Source organism: Marinilactibacillus piezotolerans (genome assembly GCF_900169305.1).
In the GTDB taxonomy this organism is placed as follows: Bacteria; Bacillota; Bacilli; order Lactobacillales; family Carnobacteriaceae_A; genus Marinilactibacillus; species Marinilactibacillus piezotolerans_A.
Map to the genome: position 1 here is coordinate 99,325 of NZ_FWDP01000002.1, position 19,893 is coordinate 119,217.

The window sequence follows — 19,893 nt, forward strand, 5'->3', positions numbered from 1 at the left end:
CCTTAATCAGTTGGCTGACGGCAGCTGTAAAAACGAATTCATTTTGTCAAATCTATGGTACACTATAGATAAATCTTACATTAAAACTTACATAAGGAGTGCAGTTATGAATCAGCCATTGTTTTTAAAAGGCGTTATGCAGGAAAAAATTTGGGGCGGCAGCAAGTTAAAAAAAGTGTTTGGATATGATATTCCAAGTAACCATACTGGTGAATTATGGGCAATCAGTGCTCATAAAAATGGTCCAGCCGTAGTTGAAAACGGTCCTTACAAAGGAAAAACCTTAGCTGAGCTTTGGGATGAACACCGCGAGCTGTTTGGAAACCAAGACGGAGATGTGTTCCCGCTCCTGACAAAAATATTGGATGCCGAAGATAATCTGTCTGTTCAAGTTCACCCAGATGACGCTTATGGATTAGAACATGAAGGAGAGCTTGGAAAAACAGAATGCTGGTATATCATTGATGCGGAGGAAGGGGCGGAAATTATTCTCGGTCATCACGCTCAGACAAAAGAAGCATTTGAAAGAATGGTTGAGCAAGGAAATTGGGATGAGCTGCTGCGATCTGTTCCAGTTAAACCTGGTGATTTCTTTTATGTTCCAAGCGGGACGATTCATGCAATCGGAAAAGGCATCACGATTCTGGAAACACAACAGTCCAGCGATACAACTTACCGAGTATACGACTATGACCGCACAGATGCAAAAGGCAATACTCGTCCGCTTCATATCAGACAATCCATTGATGTAGCCATGATTCCGCATCAGGATGCAAAGCTGTCTCAATCGACTCAGACAATAGAAGGCGCAGCAATCAAGACGCTTGTTCAAAATGAGTTTTTCACAGTCCAAGAATGGGCGGTTTCTGGGAAAGCCGGTTTAACTGCCCAGGGACTTTATACACTTGTCAGTGTATTAGATGGCGAAGGAACGTTAACTGTCGAGGATCAATCTTACACGATCAAAAAAGGCACTCACTTTATTCTTCCGAATGAAATCAAATTCTGGACAATCAGCGGCAATCTTCAGATCATTGCCTCTATTCCTGGAGAAAATGTTTAGAGACGAATTGAAATAATAAAATCGCCCGGCATTCAGCGTATATACTGAATGCCGGACGATTTTTTCTATCTGCTTTCGTTTGGAATTTGTTTTGTTGCTGCAAAATCTGCATAACTATTTGCCAATCCATGCTCGCTGACATCCATGCCCGCTTCTTCCTCTTCTGGTGTTACACGTAAGCCGATTGTCAGATGAATCAATTTGAATACAGTAAACATTGTAGCTGATACCCATAGAATAACTGCAAGTACGCCAAGTAACTGTACACCCAATAAGCCAAATCCGCCGCCATACAATAGACCGCCATCTTGAGCGAATATTCCTAAGAGAATAGTGCCAAGTCCCCCGGCAACCCCATGTACTGCAAAAGCTCCAACAGGATCATCGATTTTCAATGTTGATTCTACAAATTCAACTGCGTAGACCATTGCTGCCGAAGAAAGAATACCAATCGCTGCTGCACCGATTGGTTCGACAACTGCACATCCTGCTGTAATTCCGACTAAACCAGCCAGCGCACCATTCATGGTTGTTCCGACATCTGGTTTACCAGACTTGAGCCATGTCAGTACCATCGCAGTCAAAGTAGCTGCAGCTGCTGCCAGATTGGTGTTCAGTAAAATCAATCCAATCAAGCTCAAAGACTCCTCGCTGGAAGCTTCCAGCGAAGAAGCACCATTGAACCCAAACCAGGCAAACCATAAAATGAATACACCCAAAGCAGCTAATACAACATTATGTCCTGGGATATCTTTTGGATTGCCGTTTCGATCAAAACGACCCTTTCTCGGACCTACTATTTTTGCACCAATAATCGCTGTAACGCCGCCGACCATGTGGACGGCAGTGGATCCCGCAAAGTCCTGGAACCCCAAGTTTGAGAGCCAGCCGCCGCCCCAGATCCAGTGACCTGAAATCGGATAAACGATACCAGAGATTACAAGAGTATATAACAAGTATGAACTGAACTTTGTCCGTTCAGCCATTGCACCAGAAACGATTGTTGCAGCTGTTGCACAAAAAACAGTCTGGAACATTAAAAAGACATATCCTGGAATGTTTGAATCATAGTTTCCTGTCACAAACATATCTGGTGTTCCGATAACCCCCATGATAGACGGTCCAAACATAATGCCAAACCCTATAATCCAGTATAATAATGACCCCATCACAAAATCCATCAGATTTTTCATAATAATATTTCCGGCGTTTTTTGCTCTAGTCATTCCTGATTCTAAAATGGCAAATCCTGCTTGCATGAAAAAGACTAAAACAATTCCTAACAATACCCATAGTGTATCTGTAGCTGACATGTTGTTGTTTCCCCCTAAAAATAAGATGGCTCTACTATACCGAAACATTGGTATACATATCAATCCTATACAGACACTTCTGATATATCTGAGAAATAACAGCATTATTGTTGTTTTTAAAAAGAATTCTCTCTGATTCACTTAATATAATTTACTTTTACGTTAAATTGGTATATACATTTCCGTTGAATCTAAAAAGTTCTGAAATCTGCTAAGTGCAGATCTCAGAACTTTTACTACCTTTATCAAGCAAATGAAGGATTTTCTTCATAAGAAGCAAACTGACTATTATATAGATCAGCATAAAATCCATTTTGTTCCATCAACTCATCGTGGTTACCTGTTTCGATCACGTCGCCTTGATTCATGACAATAATTTTATCAGCATCACGGATCGTTGATAATCTGTGTGCTACAACGAAACTTGTTCGATTTTCAAGTAAGTTGTTCATCGCTTTTTGAATCAGGATTTCCGTTCTTGTATCCACTGAAGAGGTCGCTTCATCTAAAATGAGTACTTCAGGGTCCGCCAGGAATGCACGCGCAATCGTAATCAATTGACGCTGGCCTTGAGAAATATTTGTCCCTTCTTCGTTCAGGAGTGTGTTATACCCTTCAGGCAGTCGTTTAACAAAGTCATCAACGTGTGCTGCTTTAGCAGCCGCTAGAATATGATCACGATTATCGGCATATTCTTCACTGCCGTAAGCAATATTTTCCCAGATCGTTCCATTAAATAACCAAGTATCTTGAAGCACCATAGAGAATTTTTTCCGTAATTCAGGTCGTGCAATATCTCGAGTATCGACACCGTCAAATCGAATGCTCCCGCCCTTGACATCGTAGAAGCGCTCCAGCAAGTTGATCAGCGTTGACTTCCCTGCACCTGTCGGGCCGACGACCGCTATCATATTTCCTGGTTTAACCGTAAGATTAAAGTCTGTCATTAACAATGGATCATCTGCTCCATCACCGTATCCAAATTGGACATTTTCGAACTCAACTTTGTAAGGGGAGTCTGGTTTTGGTTCCAATCCTGAAGCTGTCTCCTGCATTTCCTCTTCATCCAGCACTTCAAATACACGTTCACAAGCTGCTATCGTTACTTGGATTGTATTAGCCAAATTGGCGATTTGCCGAACTGGTTGTGAGAATTGATTGACATATTGTAGAAACGCTTGAATATTCCCTAAAGAAATGGTTCCATTCGCTACACCAAGTCCGCCGACTAGCGCTACACCAAAATAACCAAGATCACGAGAGAAACTGACCAGCGGCATCATAATTCCAGCAAGAAATTGAGCTTTCATAGAAGCATCGTTTAATTTTTCACTTCTTTGATCGAATTTTTCAATCTCATCTTCTTCACGATTATATGTTTTTACAACGGTGTGACCTGAAAATGTCTCTTCAACATGGTCATTGACATTTCCCAGTTCTTTTTGCTGACGTCCAAATTGTTTCTGTGATTTAGGTGCAACATACGCAATAAGGAAGAAACTGATCGGGACCGTTACGATCGTCACTAGTGTTAATCTAATATCAATAGAAAGCATGACCACCAATACCGTCACAAATTGAACCACACTAATGATAAATTGAGTCAATGACTGCTGCAGTGTATTGGCGATCTGGTCCATGTCATTGACTGCACGAGAAAGAATATCTCCAGTCGAATGTGTGTCATAATACTTGATCGGCAAGGTCGACATTTTTTCTTTCAGTTCTTTTCTCATGTCATAAACTGTTTTTTGAGCGATTCTCGCAGTAATAAACTGTTGGAAGAACTGAAAAACAGCTTGTATAACATAGACAATGGCAACTGTAATGAGAATATTCTGAATGACACCAAAGTCGATTGGGAATCGTTCAATAGTCTCTCCTGCTTCTCGCAGAGCATTTCCTTCTTGGATTCCTCTATAGATTTCAGTGGTTGCTTGCCCTAGAATTCGAGGAGCTTGCGCTGCCATAATGACAGCTACAATAGCTAATAGCAAAGTAGCTACCAGAGCCCAGAATCTTGTAGACATGTATTTGACTAGTCTAAAGACCGTGCCCCAAAAGTTATTGGCTTTTTTCGCGCGTATATGTGCTGCGTTTGATCCGCCTTTTGCCATTAAATATCCTCTCCTTTCAATTGAGAGTCCATGATTTCTTGATAGATTGGATTATTTGCTTTTAATTCTTCATGTGTTCCTTTTCCAACGACTTTTCCTTGGTCGAGAACGATAATTTGGTCTGCATCGATCACTGTACTGATTCGCTGAGCAATAATGACGACAGCTGAATCTTGCGTATCAGGTTTCAATGCTTCTCTTAATCTTGCATCTGTTTTGAAATCCAGTGCTGAGAATGAATCATCAAAAACCAGAATGTCAGCTTTAGTCGCTAAAGCTCTGGCAATACTCAACCGCTGTCTCTGTCCACCGGAGAAGTTGCCGCCGCCTTGTTCTACTCTTGAATCCAAGCCTTTTGGTAATCCAGAAACAAAATCTTTTCCCTGAGCTACGTCAAGGGCATGCCACAATTCTTCATCTGTCGCTTCTGGTCTTCCGTATTTCAAGTTTTCACGGATCGTACCGCTGAATAGTAAAGCTTTCTGCGGCGCAAATCCGATCAGACGTCTCAACTCTCCCTGCTCTACATCGCGAATATCTATGCCATTAACTTTGATTTGACCGCTTTCTACTTCATAAAGTCGCGGAATCATATTTGCCAAAGTCGTCTTACCGGCTCCAGTACCGCCGATGATAGCGAGACGTTCTCCTTTATTAATGGTAAAATCAATATTCTCTAATGCTGTCTTTTCAGCTCCGTGGTATCGATAAGAAACATCATCGAATTGAAGTGAAACATTGGAAGTATCTTTTAAATGACGAGGTTTTTTGGGATCAGTAATGGTGTTCGATGTATCTAAAACTTCCATTACTCGTTCTGCCGCTACTTGGCCACGCGGCAAGAAGAATAGAACCATTGAGACCATCATGACACCCATCAATATCTGCATAGCATATGTCATAAAGGCAACCAGATTCCCAACTTGCATATCTCCGGCGGCAATAAATTGGGCACCGAACCAGATAATCATAATATTGGTAATACTAACAGCGAATACCATCGATGGCATCATAAAGGCCATTACAGTATTGGCTTTAATAGAAGTCTGTGCAAAATCCCAGTTGGCTTCATCGAATCGTTTGCGTTCGAAAGCATCTTTATTAAATGCGCGGATTACTCGGATACCTGTCAGGCCTTCACGGAATACTCGGTTCAGCCTATCTGTCTTACGCTGCATAGATTTGAATAAAGGGCTCGAAAAGCGCAGAATGAACCAAATCAATCCACCTAAAATCGGCATTGTAATCAAAAAGACAAAAGCCAGCTGCGGTTCTCTGGTAAATGCCAGTCCTCCTGCACCGATCATCAAAAATGGTGCTAAAATCATAGTTCTTAGTACCAGCATCATGACAAACTGTATTTGCATAATGTCATTTGTATTTCTGGTAATTAGAGTCGATGTTCCAAAACGATCCAATTCATCATTCGTAAAGTAAATAACTGTTCGGTAAAGTTTCTTTCTCAAGGTATTTCCTAATCCTTGAGATTCTTTCGCTGCATAGTATACATTTAATAATGCAGAAATAATGGTTAGGATGGTGAATCCAATCATCATCAGTCCCCTGCTGACAATGTAATCAATATCTCCGGTCGCTACTCCATAATCAATGATATTGGCTGTAATGGTCGGCATCGCCAGCATCCCTGCTACTTGAACGGCCATGAAAAAAACAGTAATAAACACACGCCATGGGTTCATTAATCTAGCTAGCTTTCTCATACTTTATCCTCTTCTCTTTCATTTCTTTTTTCTTTTAAAACACCCTGTGTCATCCACTTGAGCCTTTTTGCAAATAATTGCTGTGTTTCTTCTATAGAGAGTTCTTTCCAGAAACCTTCCATGATCGTATCATTCAGTATATTTAAAATATACCGGATAATAGAAATTAATTCTTGATCTGTACAAGCTTTAACCTGTTCTCGTTTGATAGCTTCCAGCACACGTTCATTAACAGGATGCTCTTTTTTTAAGTTAGAAGGAGCTGTAATAATATTTGCGCCAGATTCTTGATTGATCTGGTAATTCATATGCAGATACATGTTCTCAAAAAATCCGAACTTTTCTGAATCCATAATATACTTGATATATTTTTCTCCAAATGTGCAGTACCCTTTATAGAAATCACCATCAGCTTCTTTGAAGCTTTTGATCATCAGCTTATGGTAATTGTATTTGAATTTTCCAATCAGAAAATAATACAGGTCTTTTTTGTTTTCAAAATATTGATAAAAACTTCCTCTTGATATACCAGCATTTTTAACAATATTAGATATAGATGCTTCATTTAACGATTTTGCCGTGAACTCTTTCATGGCTCCATCAATCAATCGTTGGCGCTTAGATTCAGGTAAATTGAAAAAAGTATGCGTTGGCACAAATCTCCCTCCTTTTCGATCCTATATTTTCAATCTAACAAATGTGACACTGTGTCACGAAACATACTTTTAGTATTATATGTGACACTGTGTCATAAATCAAGTCGCAAGTTTTTGATTTTCAATTTATTTTCATAAACCCTTTAAAAAATAGCAAAACCCCATTATTTGGGATTTTGCTATTTGCTACTTGCTATTCTTCAGTTTCCTCTGTTTCTAATACTTCCGGTTCTACTATAGGGTTATCTTCGTATAGATCAGAATGGCTTTGATACCATTCAAACAGTTTTGAAATAATAATCTTTAATACAGCATACCCTGGGATCGCCAGGATGACGCCCATTACTCCAAACAGTCGACCAGAGACTAGAAGCAAAAAGATAATATTGATAGGATGGATTTTAAGCGTATTTCCGATAATCTGTGGAGAAATCACTCGTCCTTCCAGCAGTTGTTCAATAACAAAAACGATCAGGACTTTTACCAGCATGAACGGAGAGTGTACAATTGCTACAATGACGGCAGAAATGGTTGCTAAAAAAGAACCAAGGTATGGAATCAAGTTCATAATTCCAGCAAATATTCCTAATGTCAGCGCAAAATCCAATCCAACGATAGAAAATCCAATCCAGAACATCAGTCCCACACTCATCGCGACCAGCAACTGTCCTCGAACATAATTGCTGACTTGTCGATTGATGTCAGCCAGGATTTCTCTGACTGAAGTACGTGCCTTCGTTGGAATAAACCGCAATATATTGTCTGGAATTTTTTTGCCTTCTTTTAACAAATAATACACGATAAAAGGAATAGTAAATAATGTAATACCTACTTGAGTAAGTAATCCGATAAAGTTGCCAATCCCGCCTACTGTTACATCTAAAAATCCAGAAGCCTGACTACTCAAACTTCCGATCAGTGAAGTATCACTGATTCGTTGCATAAAATCAGTGAAGGCTTCTGTTCCCAGCAACTGATCAAGTTGTATCATAAGACTATTCCAGTAGTCAGGCCAGTTATTCACTATGGATTCCAGTTGTCTTTGAATGATAGGAATAATATAGTTGATTCCTACAATAAACATTAGAATAATCAGCGCAAACACAAGTGCAATGGCAGAATTGCGGGAAAACCTTTTTTTCTCAAGCCAATCAACTATAGGATTTAACATATAATAAAAAATAGCAGAAAATACGATTGGCGGTCCTATGATACTCAATACGATTTCAATTAGCCGGAAAACAGCTGAAATTTGACTAAGCATATAAATATTAAAGAAAATCAGTAAGCTGATCAGCAAAATAGTGACCACTTTATTGTCAATAATTTTTTTCCAGAACCATGATTGTCTTATATTACTGGATTGTGATTGGTGCGGTTCTCGTTTCATGTTTAGCCCTCCTGCTACATTGCTTGCATCTCTCATTCTATCATAGATAAACAACAAAAAGACTTAAATAAAAGATAAATCTTCCTATTTAAAAACAGTCTAGTAAACCTTTACATTTTGAATAGTGAATTCCGTTTCATAATTATTCAATGTTTTGGTATACTGTGGATAACAATCTTAAAATAAAAGGAGGAGTCGATTTTCATGACTCAGAAAGTTTTACTAGGAACTTACACTAAGCGCGACAGCAAAGGTGTTTATAGCATTGAATTAGATCTTAATGAAAAAAAATTGTCTAATCTGCAAGTTGAAGCAGAGGTGGGAAGTCCGACTTATCTAGCTGCCACTGAAAATGGTGAGCGTTTATACACCGTTTTAAAAAATGGTGATAAAGGCGGTTTGAATGCACTGAAGAAAACCGATGATGGTTCTTATGCGACAACGGATGTCTTTACGCAGGAAGGCTCTTCTCCTTGTTATGTAGCGTATGATTCAAAAAGAAATTTTGTCTATACAGCAAATTATCATACAGGCGAAGTAGCTGTTTTTAAAACAGATGAGAACGGATCACTGACACTAGCTGATTCTGTTCAGCATTCTGGAAAATCTGTTCATGAAAATCAGAAATCTGCTCATGCACACTACTTTGATTTGACACCAGATGAAAAGTACTTGATCGCCTGCGACTTGGGAACTGACGAAGTGGTTACTTATGAAGTAGATGAAGAAGGCAAATTATCTGAAGTGGATGTAATTTCTGTAGCTCCAGGAACTGGACCGCGTCATATCGTATTCCATCCAAATGGCCAATTTGCTTATTTATTTGGAGAATTAAGCAGTGATGTTCTTGCGCTTTCATACAACAGCGAGAATGGTACACTTTCTCATTTGCAAACTATTTCTTCTATTCCAGAAGAGCACACTGAATTTAACGGTGGTGCTGCAATCCGTATCTCAAACGACGGTAAATATGTGTATGCATCCAATCGCGGACATGATTCAATTGTTGTGTACAGTGTCAAAGAAGACGGTACTTTAGAATTAGTAGAATATGTACCCACTGAGGGGGAAATTCCTCGAGACTTCAATATCGACCCATCTGGACAGTTCGTTGTTGTCGGTCACCAGGACACTGATAATTTGACTTTGTTTGAAAGAGACACTGAAACAGGTAAATTAAGCTTGCTTCAAAAAGATGTTTACGCGCCAGAAGTGGTTTGTGTAGTCTTCTTATAAGTTAAATGATTGAAAAGAGGTGCTTTTTAAACAGCACCTCTTTTCTTTTGTAAGTAAATGGTGTACACTAAATACAACGAATTCGAGATAAATTGGACAGGATTTTCTTGAGCATATCATTCGTCTTTTTTACTGTCATTGACCAGCAGAAAGAGTGATGATCTAATGCCTCACATTAAAGGGTTTCACCATATTTCAGCTTTTACAAAATCTAAGGAGCAAAACGTACACTTTTATACCCAAGTACTGGGGATGCGCCTCGTTAAACAGACCTTCCATCAGGAAAACTGGGAGACACCTCATTTATTTTATGGGGACTATTCTGGTGCACCGGGCACACTATTGACCTTTTTTGTTTATCCAAAGATTGGACACAGCTATCTGAACAATCATTATTTTTCGAGCATAACGCTATCCGTCCCTTTTGGCAGTCTGTCTTTCTGGCAGAATCGGCTCACGGATTTTGCGATCGATTATTCCACAAACCATCAGCATCAACTGACTTTTTCAGATCCAGACGGTCTGGAACTAAGGTTAGCTGAAACGAGTGACACACTGAGTGGAGAATCTAGTACGAACCATTCTTCTGTTCCAGGGAAACACCAGATCTCTGGAATCCATACAGTAGAGATCCTTGTAGAAAACACAGAGCTTGAAGAAACGTTTTATACAGAATGGTTGGGCCTGACCGATTTCCCTTTTTTAACTCTTGACTCTTCTGAACGACTAGAGATTCTTCCGTCAAATACAGATGAACGAACACGCTTCGGCAAAGGAACAATCGATCATATTGCATTGAGCGTAGACTCTCCTGATGACTTGACCGCTTTCAAAGAACGCGCCGTCAAACTAGGATACACTGTCGAAAAGTTGACTGATCGGCACTATTTTAAAAGCTTATACGTTAAAAGCCCTGCCGGTTTGAGAATCGAGTTAGCCACCAAGTCGCCTGGTTTTACGATTGATGAACCACTGGAAACACTCGGAACCACCATAACAACGTTTAAACATAAACAGAACTATTTTAGGAGGAATACAAAATGACAACTCAAGAAATTAAAGGAATCCATCATATCACAGCCATCACAAGCAGCGCAGAAAAAAATTATGATTGGTTTACAAATATACTAGGTCTTCGTTTAGTGAAAAAAACGGTTAATCAAGATGATATTCAAACGTATCACTTGTTCTTTGCCGATGATGAAGGAAATCCCGGAACAGATATGACGTTCTTCGATTTTCCAAATGTACCAAAAGGATCTAAAGGAACAAATGATATTGCCCGTTCTTCTTTCAGAGTGCCAAGCGATAGAGCATTGGATTACTGGCTGAAACGCTTTGAACATTTCGATGTCAAACACTCAGAAATCAAAGAACAATTCGGAGTCAAAGTGATTCAGTTTGAAGATTTTGACGAACAGCAATATCAACTTGTTTCTGATGAAAATCTTGAAGGTGTAGCACCAGGAAAACCTTGGAAAAACGGACCAGTTCCAGAAGAATTCGGTATTTATGGTCTAGGCCCTGTGGTGATCAGAGTTTCTGACTTGAACCGTATGTCTACTATATTAGAAGATACCTTGCATTTCAGAAAGATTGCGCAAGATGGTTCTCTGGTTTTATTTGAAATGGGCGAAGGCGGAAACGGCGGTCGTCTGATTCTTGAAGTCAGTACTATTTTACCTCCAGCTCGTCAGGGTTACGGCAGTGTTCACCATGTAGCATTCCGTGTCGAGGATCGCTCTGTGCTTGACTTATGGACTGAACGGTTAAGCAACTTAGGGTTTGCTACTTCTGGATATGTGGATCGTTTCTATTTTGAGTCCCTTTATTCCCGTATGTATCCTGGTGTCTTATTTGAGTTTGCAACAGATGGTCCAGGATTTATTGATTATCAAGAGAGCTATGAAAATCTTGGTGAAAAACTAGCCCTGCCGCCCGCTTATGAAGCTCACCGTGAGCAAATCGAAGGAATGGTCCGTCCGATTGATACTGTTAGAAGTACGAAGACTTTTGAAAAAGAGTACTTCGGATTCGATGAGGCCTAAAGATGTATCATTTTAAATCAGAAAAATTAAGTAAAAAGCAGCAATACAAAATGATCTCCGGGAGCGTAATTCCCCGCCCTATCGCTTGGGTAACGTCATTAAATGAACTTGATGAAATAGTCAACGCTGCACCTTTCAGTTTTTTCAGCGCTGCTTCTAACGAAATTCCTTTGCTTACAGTCGCTGTTTTGCGCTCAAATGGACAGCTGAAAGATACGGCTAGAAATATTCTAGACCAAAAAGAAGCTGTTGTGCACATCGTTGATGTTGATCTTACAAAAGAAATGAATGAAACCGCAGCTCCGCTGGCTCCAGAACAAAGTGAACTAACAAGAACGAGTCTCTCACTGATCGATAGTCAGACCGTAAAAGTGCCTGGAATCAAAGAAGCGCGTATTCGATTTGAGACTACCTTGCATCAGCATGTAGAAGTCAAAGATGATGCCGGTCAAGCCGTGTCAGATCTCTTTCTGCTAAAAGTCACCGACTTTTATTTTGCAGAATCAGTTTTCGACCTGGAAAAAGAATACATTCTGCCGGAAGCGTTAAACCCGACAGCACGCTTATCTGGAATCCAATACGCTGAGATGGGCCGCTTATTCACTTATAAACGGCCGACAGAATAACTGTTTAAATAGAAAAATCCTCTTTAACCATTCGATTCAGTGGTTAAAGAGGATTTTTATGATTATAATCTACTACTTAGATGAAATTTTTCCGATTTCAGTACCTTTAGAAGTTTCTCCAGTTGTAGATAACTCAAAGTTTTCTACTTGATCCATATTACTGAAGACTATAATAACCGTGTTTTCTTTACCGGCTTCTGCTAGTGCTGTCAGATCTACTGTTGAGATTTTTGTATCCGGTGTAACTTTGTCGCCTTCTTTGACTAACGTATCGAATGGCGCTCCGCCTAACTCTACTGTATCAATTCCGATATGAACCAATACTTCTACGCCGTTATCTAATTCTAAACCGACCGCGTGCTGTGTTGGAAAGACACTGACTACTTTTCCAGAACCTGGAGCATAAATATCTCCGTCGCTTGGTTCAACACCGAAGCCGTCTCCCATCATTTTTTGTGAAAACACTGGATCTTCTACATCTTCGATCGCAATGACTTTCCCATTAACTGGACTGACCAGAGTTTGTTCTGAACTGCTGTTACCGCTTTTACCTTTTAGAAAATCAAACATTCCCATGTTTAACCCAACTTTCATGATTTTTTTAATCAAATTCAGACGACATGCAGATCCTGCCGACCGATTTTCTTATATCTTATTTTACCATAGTTTTGGATGAGAGTTGAACCGATACGACTATTTGAAAGATTTTTGAATAGATTTTAATAAACTTTTAAATTTGATAATTAAAGTTGGAAAGTTTGAAGAAATTCGGTATGATGAACAAGTTAAAATACAAATTTGTTAAAAAGGAATAGGAGTTTATATAATGGTTATCGAAATTATTAAGGCGATCATTTTAGGTATCGTTCAAGGAATTACAGAATGGCTGCCCATCAGCAGTACAGGACATATGATTTTGTTTGATGAGTTTCTAGTACTTAATGCAAGCGAAGAATTTAAAGAAATGTTTTTTGTAGTGATTCAGCTTGCTTCTATTTTTGCAGTTATCTTGCTTTATTTCACAAAATTAAATCCTTTCGCCCCTTCCAAAAATGAAGCACAGAAAAGAGAAACTTGGAATATCTGGTTCAAAGTTTTAGTCGGGATTATACCGGCAGGTGTTATTGGGCTTCTTTTCGAAGACTTGATCAATCAGTATTTTTATAATTGGGTTACGGTTTCAATTACTTTAATTGTATACGGACTTGCTTTTATCGTCATTGAAAAGAGAAATAAAGGAAATCAACCAAAGGTGACAACGTGGGAAGACTTGACCTATAAAATTGCCTTCATTATTGGTGCGTTTCAAGTCCTGGCCCTTATTCCCGGAACTTCACGTTCAGGCGCAACGATTGTAGGAGCTATCTTGATTGGTACTGCTCGTCCTATAGCAGCAGAGTATTCTTTCTTCCTTTCGATACCGGTTATGCTTGGTGCCAGCTTATTGAAATTGATTGGGTTTGGTTTCAGCTTTACCTCTGAAGAATTGATGATTTTACTCGCTGGTTGTATTGTATCCTTTATTGTCTCTGTTTTTGCAATCAAGTTCTTGATGAACTATATACGTCGTCATGATTTCAGTTCTTTCGGATGGTACAGGATTGTCGCCGGAGCAGTTGTTATTGCCTATTTCCTGATCATTGGATAAACCAATATTCGATCTTTTGGACAGCCACTTTGCTATTGAGCAGAGTGGCTTTTTTCAACCGTATCATTTAATGCGACTACATAACTATTGCCTAAACACTTTTTCTCATTCCTACCACTTCTGATGCGCTGCCTGGATTGTTCAACTCTCAACCTGCTCTTCCTTTTTGTTGTAACACGATGAAATGAGTTTTAAGAAAACCTCGGAGAAACGTAACATGATTGATACATCCTTAAAACAATTTATCGTTATACTATGCTTATACGTTAACCGCATTGAATAAAAAGGGGTCTATTTATAGAATGAATCGTTTATCAGTCATCCAAAAACTTATTTCACTGTTTCGTCCTAAAACACATGCTGAGTCCTCTATTAAAAATCCTATAAAAGAAACAGAACTAATCGGCCGCTGGACAGTGTTTATGCCTAAAGCTTTAAAAGAAGGCTCACTGGAGATTTCTTCTGAAGGGAAAGGATATTATAACACTTATCCTTTAAAAGACATCCTGCCTCAGAATTCGCCGGATCAGTTGATCTTGAAAGATCGATTCGGATATCAGCTGATTATGGAAAAAATTGAGAATGAACAATATGTACTGTTCGATGAACTAGAAGGCATTACCTATCCGATCGTAAAAGAACACTGATCATATAAATACCCCCGTGAAGCAAAGTTGATTTGCTTCACGGGGGTATTTTCATTTTTTATAACAGTAAAAATGTCGAAATCAATGTGAGTAAGAATAAACCGCTAATGATCCACAGAATGCGGTTCGTCGACTCTTTTTTGCCTAAAACAACTTGTACAAGCGGATAAGCGATAAACCCATATGCCATTCCTTCTACGATACTGCCGGTTAAGGGAATCAGCAGCATAATCAATCCTAAAGGCAGCCATTCCAATGCATGATTCGTTTTCAGCTTCGTGATATTCGCTAGAGCCATTGTCGCTCCTGTTATAATAATGACTGGTCCGACAGCTTCTGAAGGGATATAAGAAAGAAACGGCGTCAATACAATAGACAGTAAAAACAATCCGCTGACTGTCACTGCTGTGAGTCCAGTTCTTCCGCCCTCTGCAATACCCGCACCACTTTCAGCTACTGGAATGGCAGGGCTTGTACCGAGCAGTCCTGAGAGCAATCCAGTCACTGCCCCGACTTTATAGCCCTGATCAGCCCGCTCTTGTTCTGGTATGAACGCTTCAAGCATGCCGATTGTTTCAAAAATCAGCAGCATCAGGAGTGAAAATACACCCAGCCAGAATTCAAAGCGCAACACACGGCTGTAATCCGGCGCCTGCAGTAACTCGCTATACCCCATCAAGTTTCCTAAATTAAATTCTACGACTTCAAAGGATTGAAGATTGAACAGCCAGTAGAGAACCGTCGTCAACAAGATTGCAACTAAGAACCCGCCTTTGATATTCAGTCTTTTCACTAAAAGAACCAGTAAAATGCCAGCAAGTCCGATTCCATTCCATTGCAGGGATCTATCAATAAACAGTCCTGCATTCTCAAGTCCAATCAAGATCAAAAATAAACCAATCCCTACCGTAATCGCCTGTTTTAACACTTTAGGAATCGATTCGCTGAACAGCTTCATCACTCCCGAAAAAGCGACAAACACAAACAGTGCACCCGTAACGACCACCGCGGCCAGACTTTCTTGCCAAGTCATTCCAAGCCCCGCTACTAGGGTGAAAGCGAAAAAGGCATTCTCACCCATCCCCGGTGCCATAACCAGCGGGGCATTTGCCATGATTCCCATTAAAAAGGTTCCGATCACCGCAACAAAAATAGTGGAAAACACACTATATTCTGCCGGTACTCCTGCTTCTGCCAGAATACTGGGATTCACAAATAAAATGTAGGAGACAGAGAAAAACGCTACGATCCCTGCCAGCACTTCTTGTCTAATTGAAGTATGATATTGTTTTAAGTTAAATCTTTTCAGCACATCATCTCGTCCTTTTGCTTTATCTTTATAACAGCACGATATAGTTTAACAATTAATGGCTGAAATGAAAAGCAAAACATTGTAAAACCAATTGAGCCCACTTTAATCTTTCTAATTCACTTTCTGATTCACTGGTGATTAGATGGGTTCATTTAATGGCTGCACGCCTTCTTTATCTGTACATTGCGGTTTAGCTTTCCAGATTTCTTCAGTATATCGTTTAATTGTGTAATCTGCAGAAAATGGAGCTGAAGCAGCAATATTCAGCAGCGACTTGCGGTTCCATACCTTTTTGTCTGCATACAGTTGATCAATTTTATCTTGAGCAGCAATATAGTCATCGAAGTCTTCCAGCACAAAGTATTCATCATTATAATGAACCAGAGAATCAAAGACAGCTTCTCCTTCTTGCTGAGCATTCGGAATGGTTCCATCAATCAATGCATTTAACACACGATTCAATCGTTCATTAGATTCATAAAGTGATTTTGAGTGATAAGCATGGCTCTGATTAAGCTGATCAACTTCTGTACTGGAAAGACCAAAGACAACAATATTGTCTTCTCCAACATACTCTTTGATCTCAATATTTGCGCCATCCAATGTAGCTAAAGTCATTGCACCGTTCGCCATCAGTTTCATGTTACTGGTTCCTGAAGCTTCTTTACCAGCTAATGAAATCTGTTCACTTACGTCTGCTGCCGGAATAATCTTTTCTGCTAAAGAGACGCCGTAATTTTCAAAAAAGACAACTTTCATTTTATCTCCGACGTCTGGATCGTTATTGACTAAGTCAGCGATCGCATTAATCAGTTTGATGATCTGTTTAGCATATGTGTAACTCGGTGCAGCCTTAGCCCCAAACAAAAATACACGCGGTTGGATGTCTATAGCAGGATCATCTTTGATTCTCAGATAACGATCAAGTATATGCAACGCATTCAGATGTTGCCGTTTATATGCATGCAGCCGTTTGATCTGGACGTCAAATATAGACTGCGGATTCACTTTTAATCCATGTTGCTGCTCAATATAGTCCGCCAAATCTGTTTTGTTCTGAAGCTTGACTTCTGCCAGCTTCTCTAATGTGTCGTCATCTTGTTCGAAGGTCTTCAGCAGTTTCAACTCTGCCGGATTCTGTTTCCATTCCTCTCCAATTTTTGAATCTATTAATTGAGTCAATCTAGGATTAGCTAGATGCATCCAGCGTCTCTGTGTGATCCCATTGGTTTTATTGTTAAATTTCCCTGGATAGAGGGTGAAAAAGTCTCTTAGTACATCATTCATCAAAATCTCAGTATGCAGTTGAGCAACTCCATTGACACTATGACTGCCAATAATGGCTAAGTGCGCCATATTCACCATTCCATCTTGCAGTATAGCAGTTTGCCACGTTAACTTCTCTCCGTAAAGCGGTAAAGTCTCTTCAACAAAACGACGATTGATTTCTTCAATGATCATATAAATCCGCGGCAGCAAAGACTGCATCATATCGATCGGCCATTTCTCCAGCGCCTCTCTGAGGACAGTATGATTGGTATAGCTGCATGTCTTGCAAGTAATCTCCCATGCTTGTTCCCAGCTCAAATGTTCTTCATCCACTAAGATCCGCATCAATTCAGCTACAACCAAGGCTGGATGTGTATCATTAATATGAATAGCGATTTTTTCCGGGAAAAACTTTCTCGGCAGATTATACTTCTGAAATTGTCTAACGATTGACTGCACACCGGCAGACACCATGAAATACTCTTGTTTCAAACGTAAAAGTCGACCTTCATAATTAGAATCATCTGGATACAATACTTGTGTGATGCCTTTGATCTGGTCTGTTTCTTGAACCGTATGATAGTTTTCTTCTTCTTCTACCGGTATCTCTGCTGACCATAGTCTCAAGTTGTTCACTTTATTTGTTCGGTACCCAACCATTGGCGTGTCGTAAGGAACCGCAAGTACATTCTGTGTTCCTTCATATTTAGGAATCCAGTGATCTTGGTGATCTATTTCCATCCATACATGTCCGCCGAAACGAACGATATAAGAAGACTGATCATTTCTAGTTTCCCAGACATTCTGGTTTCTCAGCCAATATTCCGGCAGTTCAACTTGATGTCCATCCACGAATTTTTGACGAAACAAACCGTATTGATACCGAATTCCATTGCCATTTCCAGGAATCCCTAAAGAAGCCAGTGAATCCATAAAGCAAGAAGCCAGACGTCCAAGCCCTCCATTACCCAATGCCGGATCCGCTTCCGCTTCAACAAGTTCATCAAAGTTCAGACCCAGTTCAGCAACGCCTTTTTCAATTTCAGAAAGAATACCCATATTATACGCATTGCTCTTCATTTGTCTGCCTGGTAAAAACTCCATTGAAAAGTAATAGACCTGCTTCACTTTTTCATTTAAGTACTGTTCTCTTGTTGCCTGCCAGTTCTCAGCTAACTGATTTTTGATCAGTGTCGCTAGAACAATATACTGCTGTTCTGTTGTTCCTTGTTCATAAGTAAAGGCATATCGATTCTGAAATAATTTTTTATACGCTTGAACAAATTTATCTGTTGATGTAAACATGGTGTTCCTCCTGTTCTGCTTTGGCTTCGGTTAAACGAAGACCCTTGAAAGGTTTCCCGTGTGTTGCTTACAAAGGAAATTTCAAGGGTAACGGTTGCTGATCAATAAATTAAGTATTTATATTGATCAAGATATTTTTCTGCTGACTTGTCCCAGCTGTTATCTTGCTTCATACCTGTGACAACCATTTTATGCCACTGCTCTGGCTGGTCGTAATAAACAGAAAGTGCTCGATCGATCGTTTCAAGCATGGTCCGGGCATTAAAGCCATAAAAACTGAATCCATTGCCTTCACCATTCTCTTTATTATATGGCGTAACCGTATCTACCAGTCCACCGACTTCATGGACGATAGGCAGTGTGCCATAGCGCAGAGAGTTCAATTGTGATAATCCGCAAGGTTCAAATTTAGACGGCATTAAAAAGGCATCGGATCCAGCATAGATCCACTGTGCCAAATTGCTGTCAAATTCAATTCTGGCACTGAATTTATCTGGATATTTATCTGTAAAGTAACGGAATGAGTCTTCAAAGTAAGGCTTTCCGGTTCCAATCAGTACGACTTGAACTTGTCTGTGCGAAAGCAGTTCATCCATTGCTTCAGCAATCAGTTGAACACCTTTTTGCTCATCTAAGCGAGTCACCACGCCGATCAGCGCAACATCTTCATCTACAGGTAATCCAAATTTTTCCTGAAGTGCTGCTTTATTTTTCTTTTTGCCGGATAAGTTGTCCACGGTGAATTGTGCCGGTATAATCGGGTCTTTTTCTGGATCATAAACATCATAATCAATCCCATTCAAGATCCCAACTAATTTATAAGATACATTGCTCAAATCTTGATCCAGTCCATAACCATTCTCGGCTGTTTTAATTTCTTCAGCATAGGTGGGACTGACTGTAGTCACTAGATCCGCATAGTAGATGCCGCCTTTTAACCATCCGACCTGTTCTTCATATTTTAAACCATGATCATGGAAGGCACTGTATCCCATATCAAACAAGTCCGATAGAACCACTTGATCGAACTTGCCTTGAAACAAGATATTGTGAATCGTCAATACTGTTTTGATGTCTTTCAGTGCATTGACCCAATGGTATTTATCTTTCAGCAGCACTGGGATAACAGCTGTCTGCCAATCGTTGACATGAAGGATATCAGGAATAAAGTCAACTTTTTCCAGCATTTCAACGACCGCTTGGCAGAAGAAAGCAAAGCGTTCGCCATCGTCCGGATAGTCATAGAGTTCAGGACGGTCAAAATAATAGAGATTATCAACAAAATAGTAGACTACGCCGTCCATCTTCAGCTGCTTGATCCCGCAATACTGATTACGCCAGCCGACACGCAGATTAAAACTCGTTACATCGGTCAACTGTTCCTGAAACTCCTGAGGCATTTTCTGCTTGTAAAACGGCAGCACGACACGGACATCATTACCTTTTTTGGCTAATTCTTTTGGCAGTGCGCCCATCACGTCGCCTAATCCGCCCGTTTTGAAAAACGGGGCACACTCTGAGGCTGTAAAGACAATATTCATT

The 19,893-nt window shown here is 39.9% G+C and carries 16 protein-coding genes; 7 read left to right on the forward strand and 9 right to left on the reverse strand.

Annotation, left to right across the window (positions count from 1 at the left end; all coding sequences use genetic code 11):
- Positions 1–106 precede the first annotated feature (106 nt).
- Positions 107–1,063, forward strand: a complete 957-nt coding sequence (gene manA / locus B6F02_RS00475) for a mannose-6-phosphate isomerase, class I (RefSeq protein WP_080145445.1) — start codon at positions 107–109, stop codon at positions 1,061–1,063.
- 65 nt (positions 1,064–1,128) lie between these two features.
- Here manA and B6F02_RS00480 read toward each other — a convergent pair whose 3' ends face one another.
- From B6F02_RS00480 to B6F02_RS00500, 5 genes are all read right to left on the reverse strand, one after another.
- The gene (locus B6F02_RS00480; protein ID WP_143745154.1) at positions 1,129–2,376 is read right to left on the reverse strand and encodes an ammonium transporter; all 1,248 of its coding nucleotides are present in this window, start codon (positions 2,374–2,376) and stop codon (positions 1,129–1,131) included.
- A gap of 245 nt (positions 2,377–2,621) precedes the next feature.
- Positions 2,622–4,493, reverse strand: a complete 1,872-nt coding sequence (locus B6F02_RS00485) for an ABC transporter ATP-binding protein (RefSeq protein ID WP_080145447.1) — start codon at positions 4,491–4,493, stop codon at positions 2,622–2,624.
- Positions 4,493–6,214: an ABC transporter ATP-binding protein gene (locus B6F02_RS00490; RefSeq protein ID WP_080145448.1), complete on the reverse strand. Its 1,722-nt coding sequence runs from the start codon at positions 6,212–6,214 to the stop codon at positions 4,493–4,495. Before B6F02_RS00490 ends, B6F02_RS00485 begins: the two co-directional genes overlap by 1 nt.
- Positions 6,211–6,870 carry a TetR/AcrR family transcriptional regulator gene (locus B6F02_RS00495; RefSeq protein WP_080145449.1) on the reverse strand — a complete coding sequence of 220 codons (660 nt, stop codon included), beginning with the start codon at positions 6,868–6,870 and terminating at the stop codon, positions 6,211–6,213. Before B6F02_RS00495 ends, B6F02_RS00490 begins: the two co-directional genes overlap by 4 nt.
- 193 nt (positions 6,871–7,063) lie before the next feature.
- Positions 7,064–8,260 carry an AI-2E family transporter gene (locus B6F02_RS00500; protein ID WP_143745155.1) on the reverse strand — a complete coding sequence of 399 codons (1,197 nt, stop codon included), beginning with the start codon at positions 8,258–8,260 and terminating at the stop codon, positions 7,064–7,066.
- A gap of 204 nt (positions 8,261–8,464) precedes the next feature.
- Here B6F02_RS00500 and B6F02_RS00505 point away from each other — a divergent pair, with 204 nt between their 5' ends.
- The 4 genes from B6F02_RS00505 (at position 8,465) to B6F02_RS00520 (ending at position 12,170) form a co-directional block, all read left to right on the forward strand.
- Complete coding sequence (locus tag B6F02_RS00505) at positions 8,465–9,496, forward strand: lactonase family protein (protein WP_080145451.1); 1,032 nt, start codon at positions 8,465–8,467, stop codon at positions 9,494–9,496.
- A gap of 165 nt (positions 9,497–9,661) precedes the next feature.
- Positions 9,662–10,540: a VOC family protein gene (locus B6F02_RS00510; RefSeq protein ID WP_080145452.1), complete on the forward strand. Its 879-nt coding sequence runs from the start codon at positions 9,662–9,664 to the stop codon at positions 10,538–10,540.
- Positions 10,537–11,544, forward strand: coding sequence for a ring-cleaving dioxygenase (locus B6F02_RS00515; protein ID WP_080145453.1), 1,008 nt, complete (start codon positions 10,537–10,539; stop codon positions 11,542–11,544). Before B6F02_RS00510 ends, B6F02_RS00515 begins: the two co-directional genes overlap by 4 nt.
- Positions 11,545–11,546: 2 nt before the next feature.
- Positions 11,547–12,170, forward strand: coding sequence for a flavin reductase family protein (locus B6F02_RS00520; protein WP_080145454.1), 624 nt, complete (start codon positions 11,547–11,549; stop codon positions 12,168–12,170).
- A 72-nt stretch (positions 12,171–12,242) separates the two neighbouring features.
- On the opposite strand, the gene B6F02_RS00525 is transcribed toward B6F02_RS00520, so the two are convergent.
- Positions 12,243–12,746, reverse strand: coding sequence for a PTS sugar transporter subunit IIA (locus B6F02_RS00525; RefSeq protein WP_080145694.1), 504 nt, complete (start codon positions 12,744–12,746; stop codon positions 12,243–12,245).
- 250 nt (positions 12,747–12,996) lie between these two features.
- Between B6F02_RS00525 and B6F02_RS00530 the strand changes: the two genes are divergently transcribed.
- A complete protein-coding gene (locus tag B6F02_RS00530) occupies positions 12,997–13,818 on the forward strand; it encodes an undecaprenyl-diphosphate phosphatase (RefSeq protein ID WP_080145455.1) in 822 nt (273 codons plus the stop codon).
- A 302-nt stretch (positions 13,819–14,120) separates the two neighbouring features.
- A complete protein-coding gene (locus tag B6F02_RS00535) occupies positions 14,121–14,465 on the forward strand; it encodes a DUF4828 domain-containing protein (protein WP_080145456.1) in 345 nt (114 codons plus the stop codon).
- Between the two features lie 58 nt (positions 14,466–14,523).
- Here the strand turns inward: B6F02_RS00535 and B6F02_RS00540 are convergent, their stop codons facing one another.
- From B6F02_RS00540 to glgA, 3 genes are all read right to left on the reverse strand, one after another.
- Complete coding sequence (locus B6F02_RS00540; RefSeq protein WP_179128491.1) at positions 14,524–15,777, reverse strand: NCS2 family permease; 1,254 nt, start codon at positions 15,775–15,777, stop codon at positions 14,524–14,526.
- A 138-nt stretch (positions 15,778–15,915) separates the two neighbouring features.
- Positions 15,916–18,351, reverse strand: coding sequence for a glycogen/starch/alpha-glucan phosphorylase (locus B6F02_RS00545; protein WP_080145458.1), 2,436 nt, complete (start codon positions 18,349–18,351; stop codon positions 15,916–15,918).
- Between the two features lie 101 nt (positions 18,352–18,452).
- On the reverse strand, positions 18,453–19,892 hold the full coding sequence (gene glgA / locus B6F02_RS00550; RefSeq protein ID WP_080145459.1) for a glycogen synthase GlgA: 1,440 nt from the start codon (positions 19,890–19,892) through the stop codon (positions 18,453–18,455).
- Between the last annotated feature and the right edge of the window lies 1 nt (position 19,893).

What these genes read in the sequence shown, in the direction of transcription:
- manA (WP_080145445.1), top strand. Translation starts at nt 107, where the DNA reads ATGAATCAGCCATTGTTTTTAAAAGGCGTTATGCAGGAAAAAATTTGG.
- B6F02_RS00480 (WP_143745154.1), bottom strand. Translation starts at nt 2,376, where the DNA reads ATGTCAGCTACAGATACACTATGGGTATTGTTAGGAATTGTTTTAGTC.
- B6F02_RS00485 (WP_080145447.1), bottom strand. Translation starts at nt 4,493, where the DNA reads ATGGCAAAAGGCGGATCAAACGCAGCACATATACGCGCGAAAAAAGCC.
- B6F02_RS00490 (WP_080145448.1), bottom strand. Translation starts at nt 6,214, where the DNA reads ATGAGAAAGCTAGCTAGATTAATGAACCCATGGCGTGTGTTTATTACT.
- B6F02_RS00500 (WP_143745155.1), bottom strand. Translation starts at nt 8,260, where the DNA reads ATGAAACGAGAACCGCACCAATCACAATCCAGTAATATAAGACAATCA.
- B6F02_RS00505 (WP_080145451.1), top strand. Translation starts at nt 8,465, where the DNA reads ATGACTCAGAAAGTTTTACTAGGAACTTACACTAAGCGCGACAGCAAA.
- B6F02_RS00510 (WP_080145452.1), top strand. Translation starts at nt 9,662, where the DNA reads ATGCCTCACATTAAAGGGTTTCACCATATTTCAGCTTTTACAAAATCT.
- B6F02_RS00515 (WP_080145453.1), top strand. Translation starts at nt 10,537, where the DNA reads ATGACAACTCAAGAAATTAAAGGAATCCATCATATCACAGCCATCACA.
- B6F02_RS00520 (WP_080145454.1), top strand. Translation starts at nt 11,547, where the DNA reads ATGTATCATTTTAAATCAGAAAAATTAAGTAAAAAGCAGCAATACAAA.
- B6F02_RS00525 (WP_080145694.1), bottom strand. Translation starts at nt 12,746, where the DNA reads ATGGGAATGTTTGATTTTCTAAAAGGTAAAAGCGGTAACAGCAGTTCA.
- B6F02_RS00530 (WP_080145455.1), top strand. Translation starts at nt 12,997, where the DNA reads ATGGTTATCGAAATTATTAAGGCGATCATTTTAGGTATCGTTCAAGGA.
- B6F02_RS00535 (WP_080145456.1), top strand. Translation starts at nt 14,121, where the DNA reads ATGAATCGTTTATCAGTCATCCAAAAACTTATTTCACTGTTTCGTCCT.
- B6F02_RS00545 (WP_080145458.1), bottom strand. Translation starts at nt 18,351, where the DNA reads ATGTTTACATCAACAGATAAATTTGTTCAAGCGTATAAAAAATTATTT.
- glgA (WP_080145459.1), bottom strand. Translation starts at nt 19,892, where the DNA reads ATGAATATTGTCTTTACAGCCTCAGAGTGTGCCCCGTTTTTCAAAACG.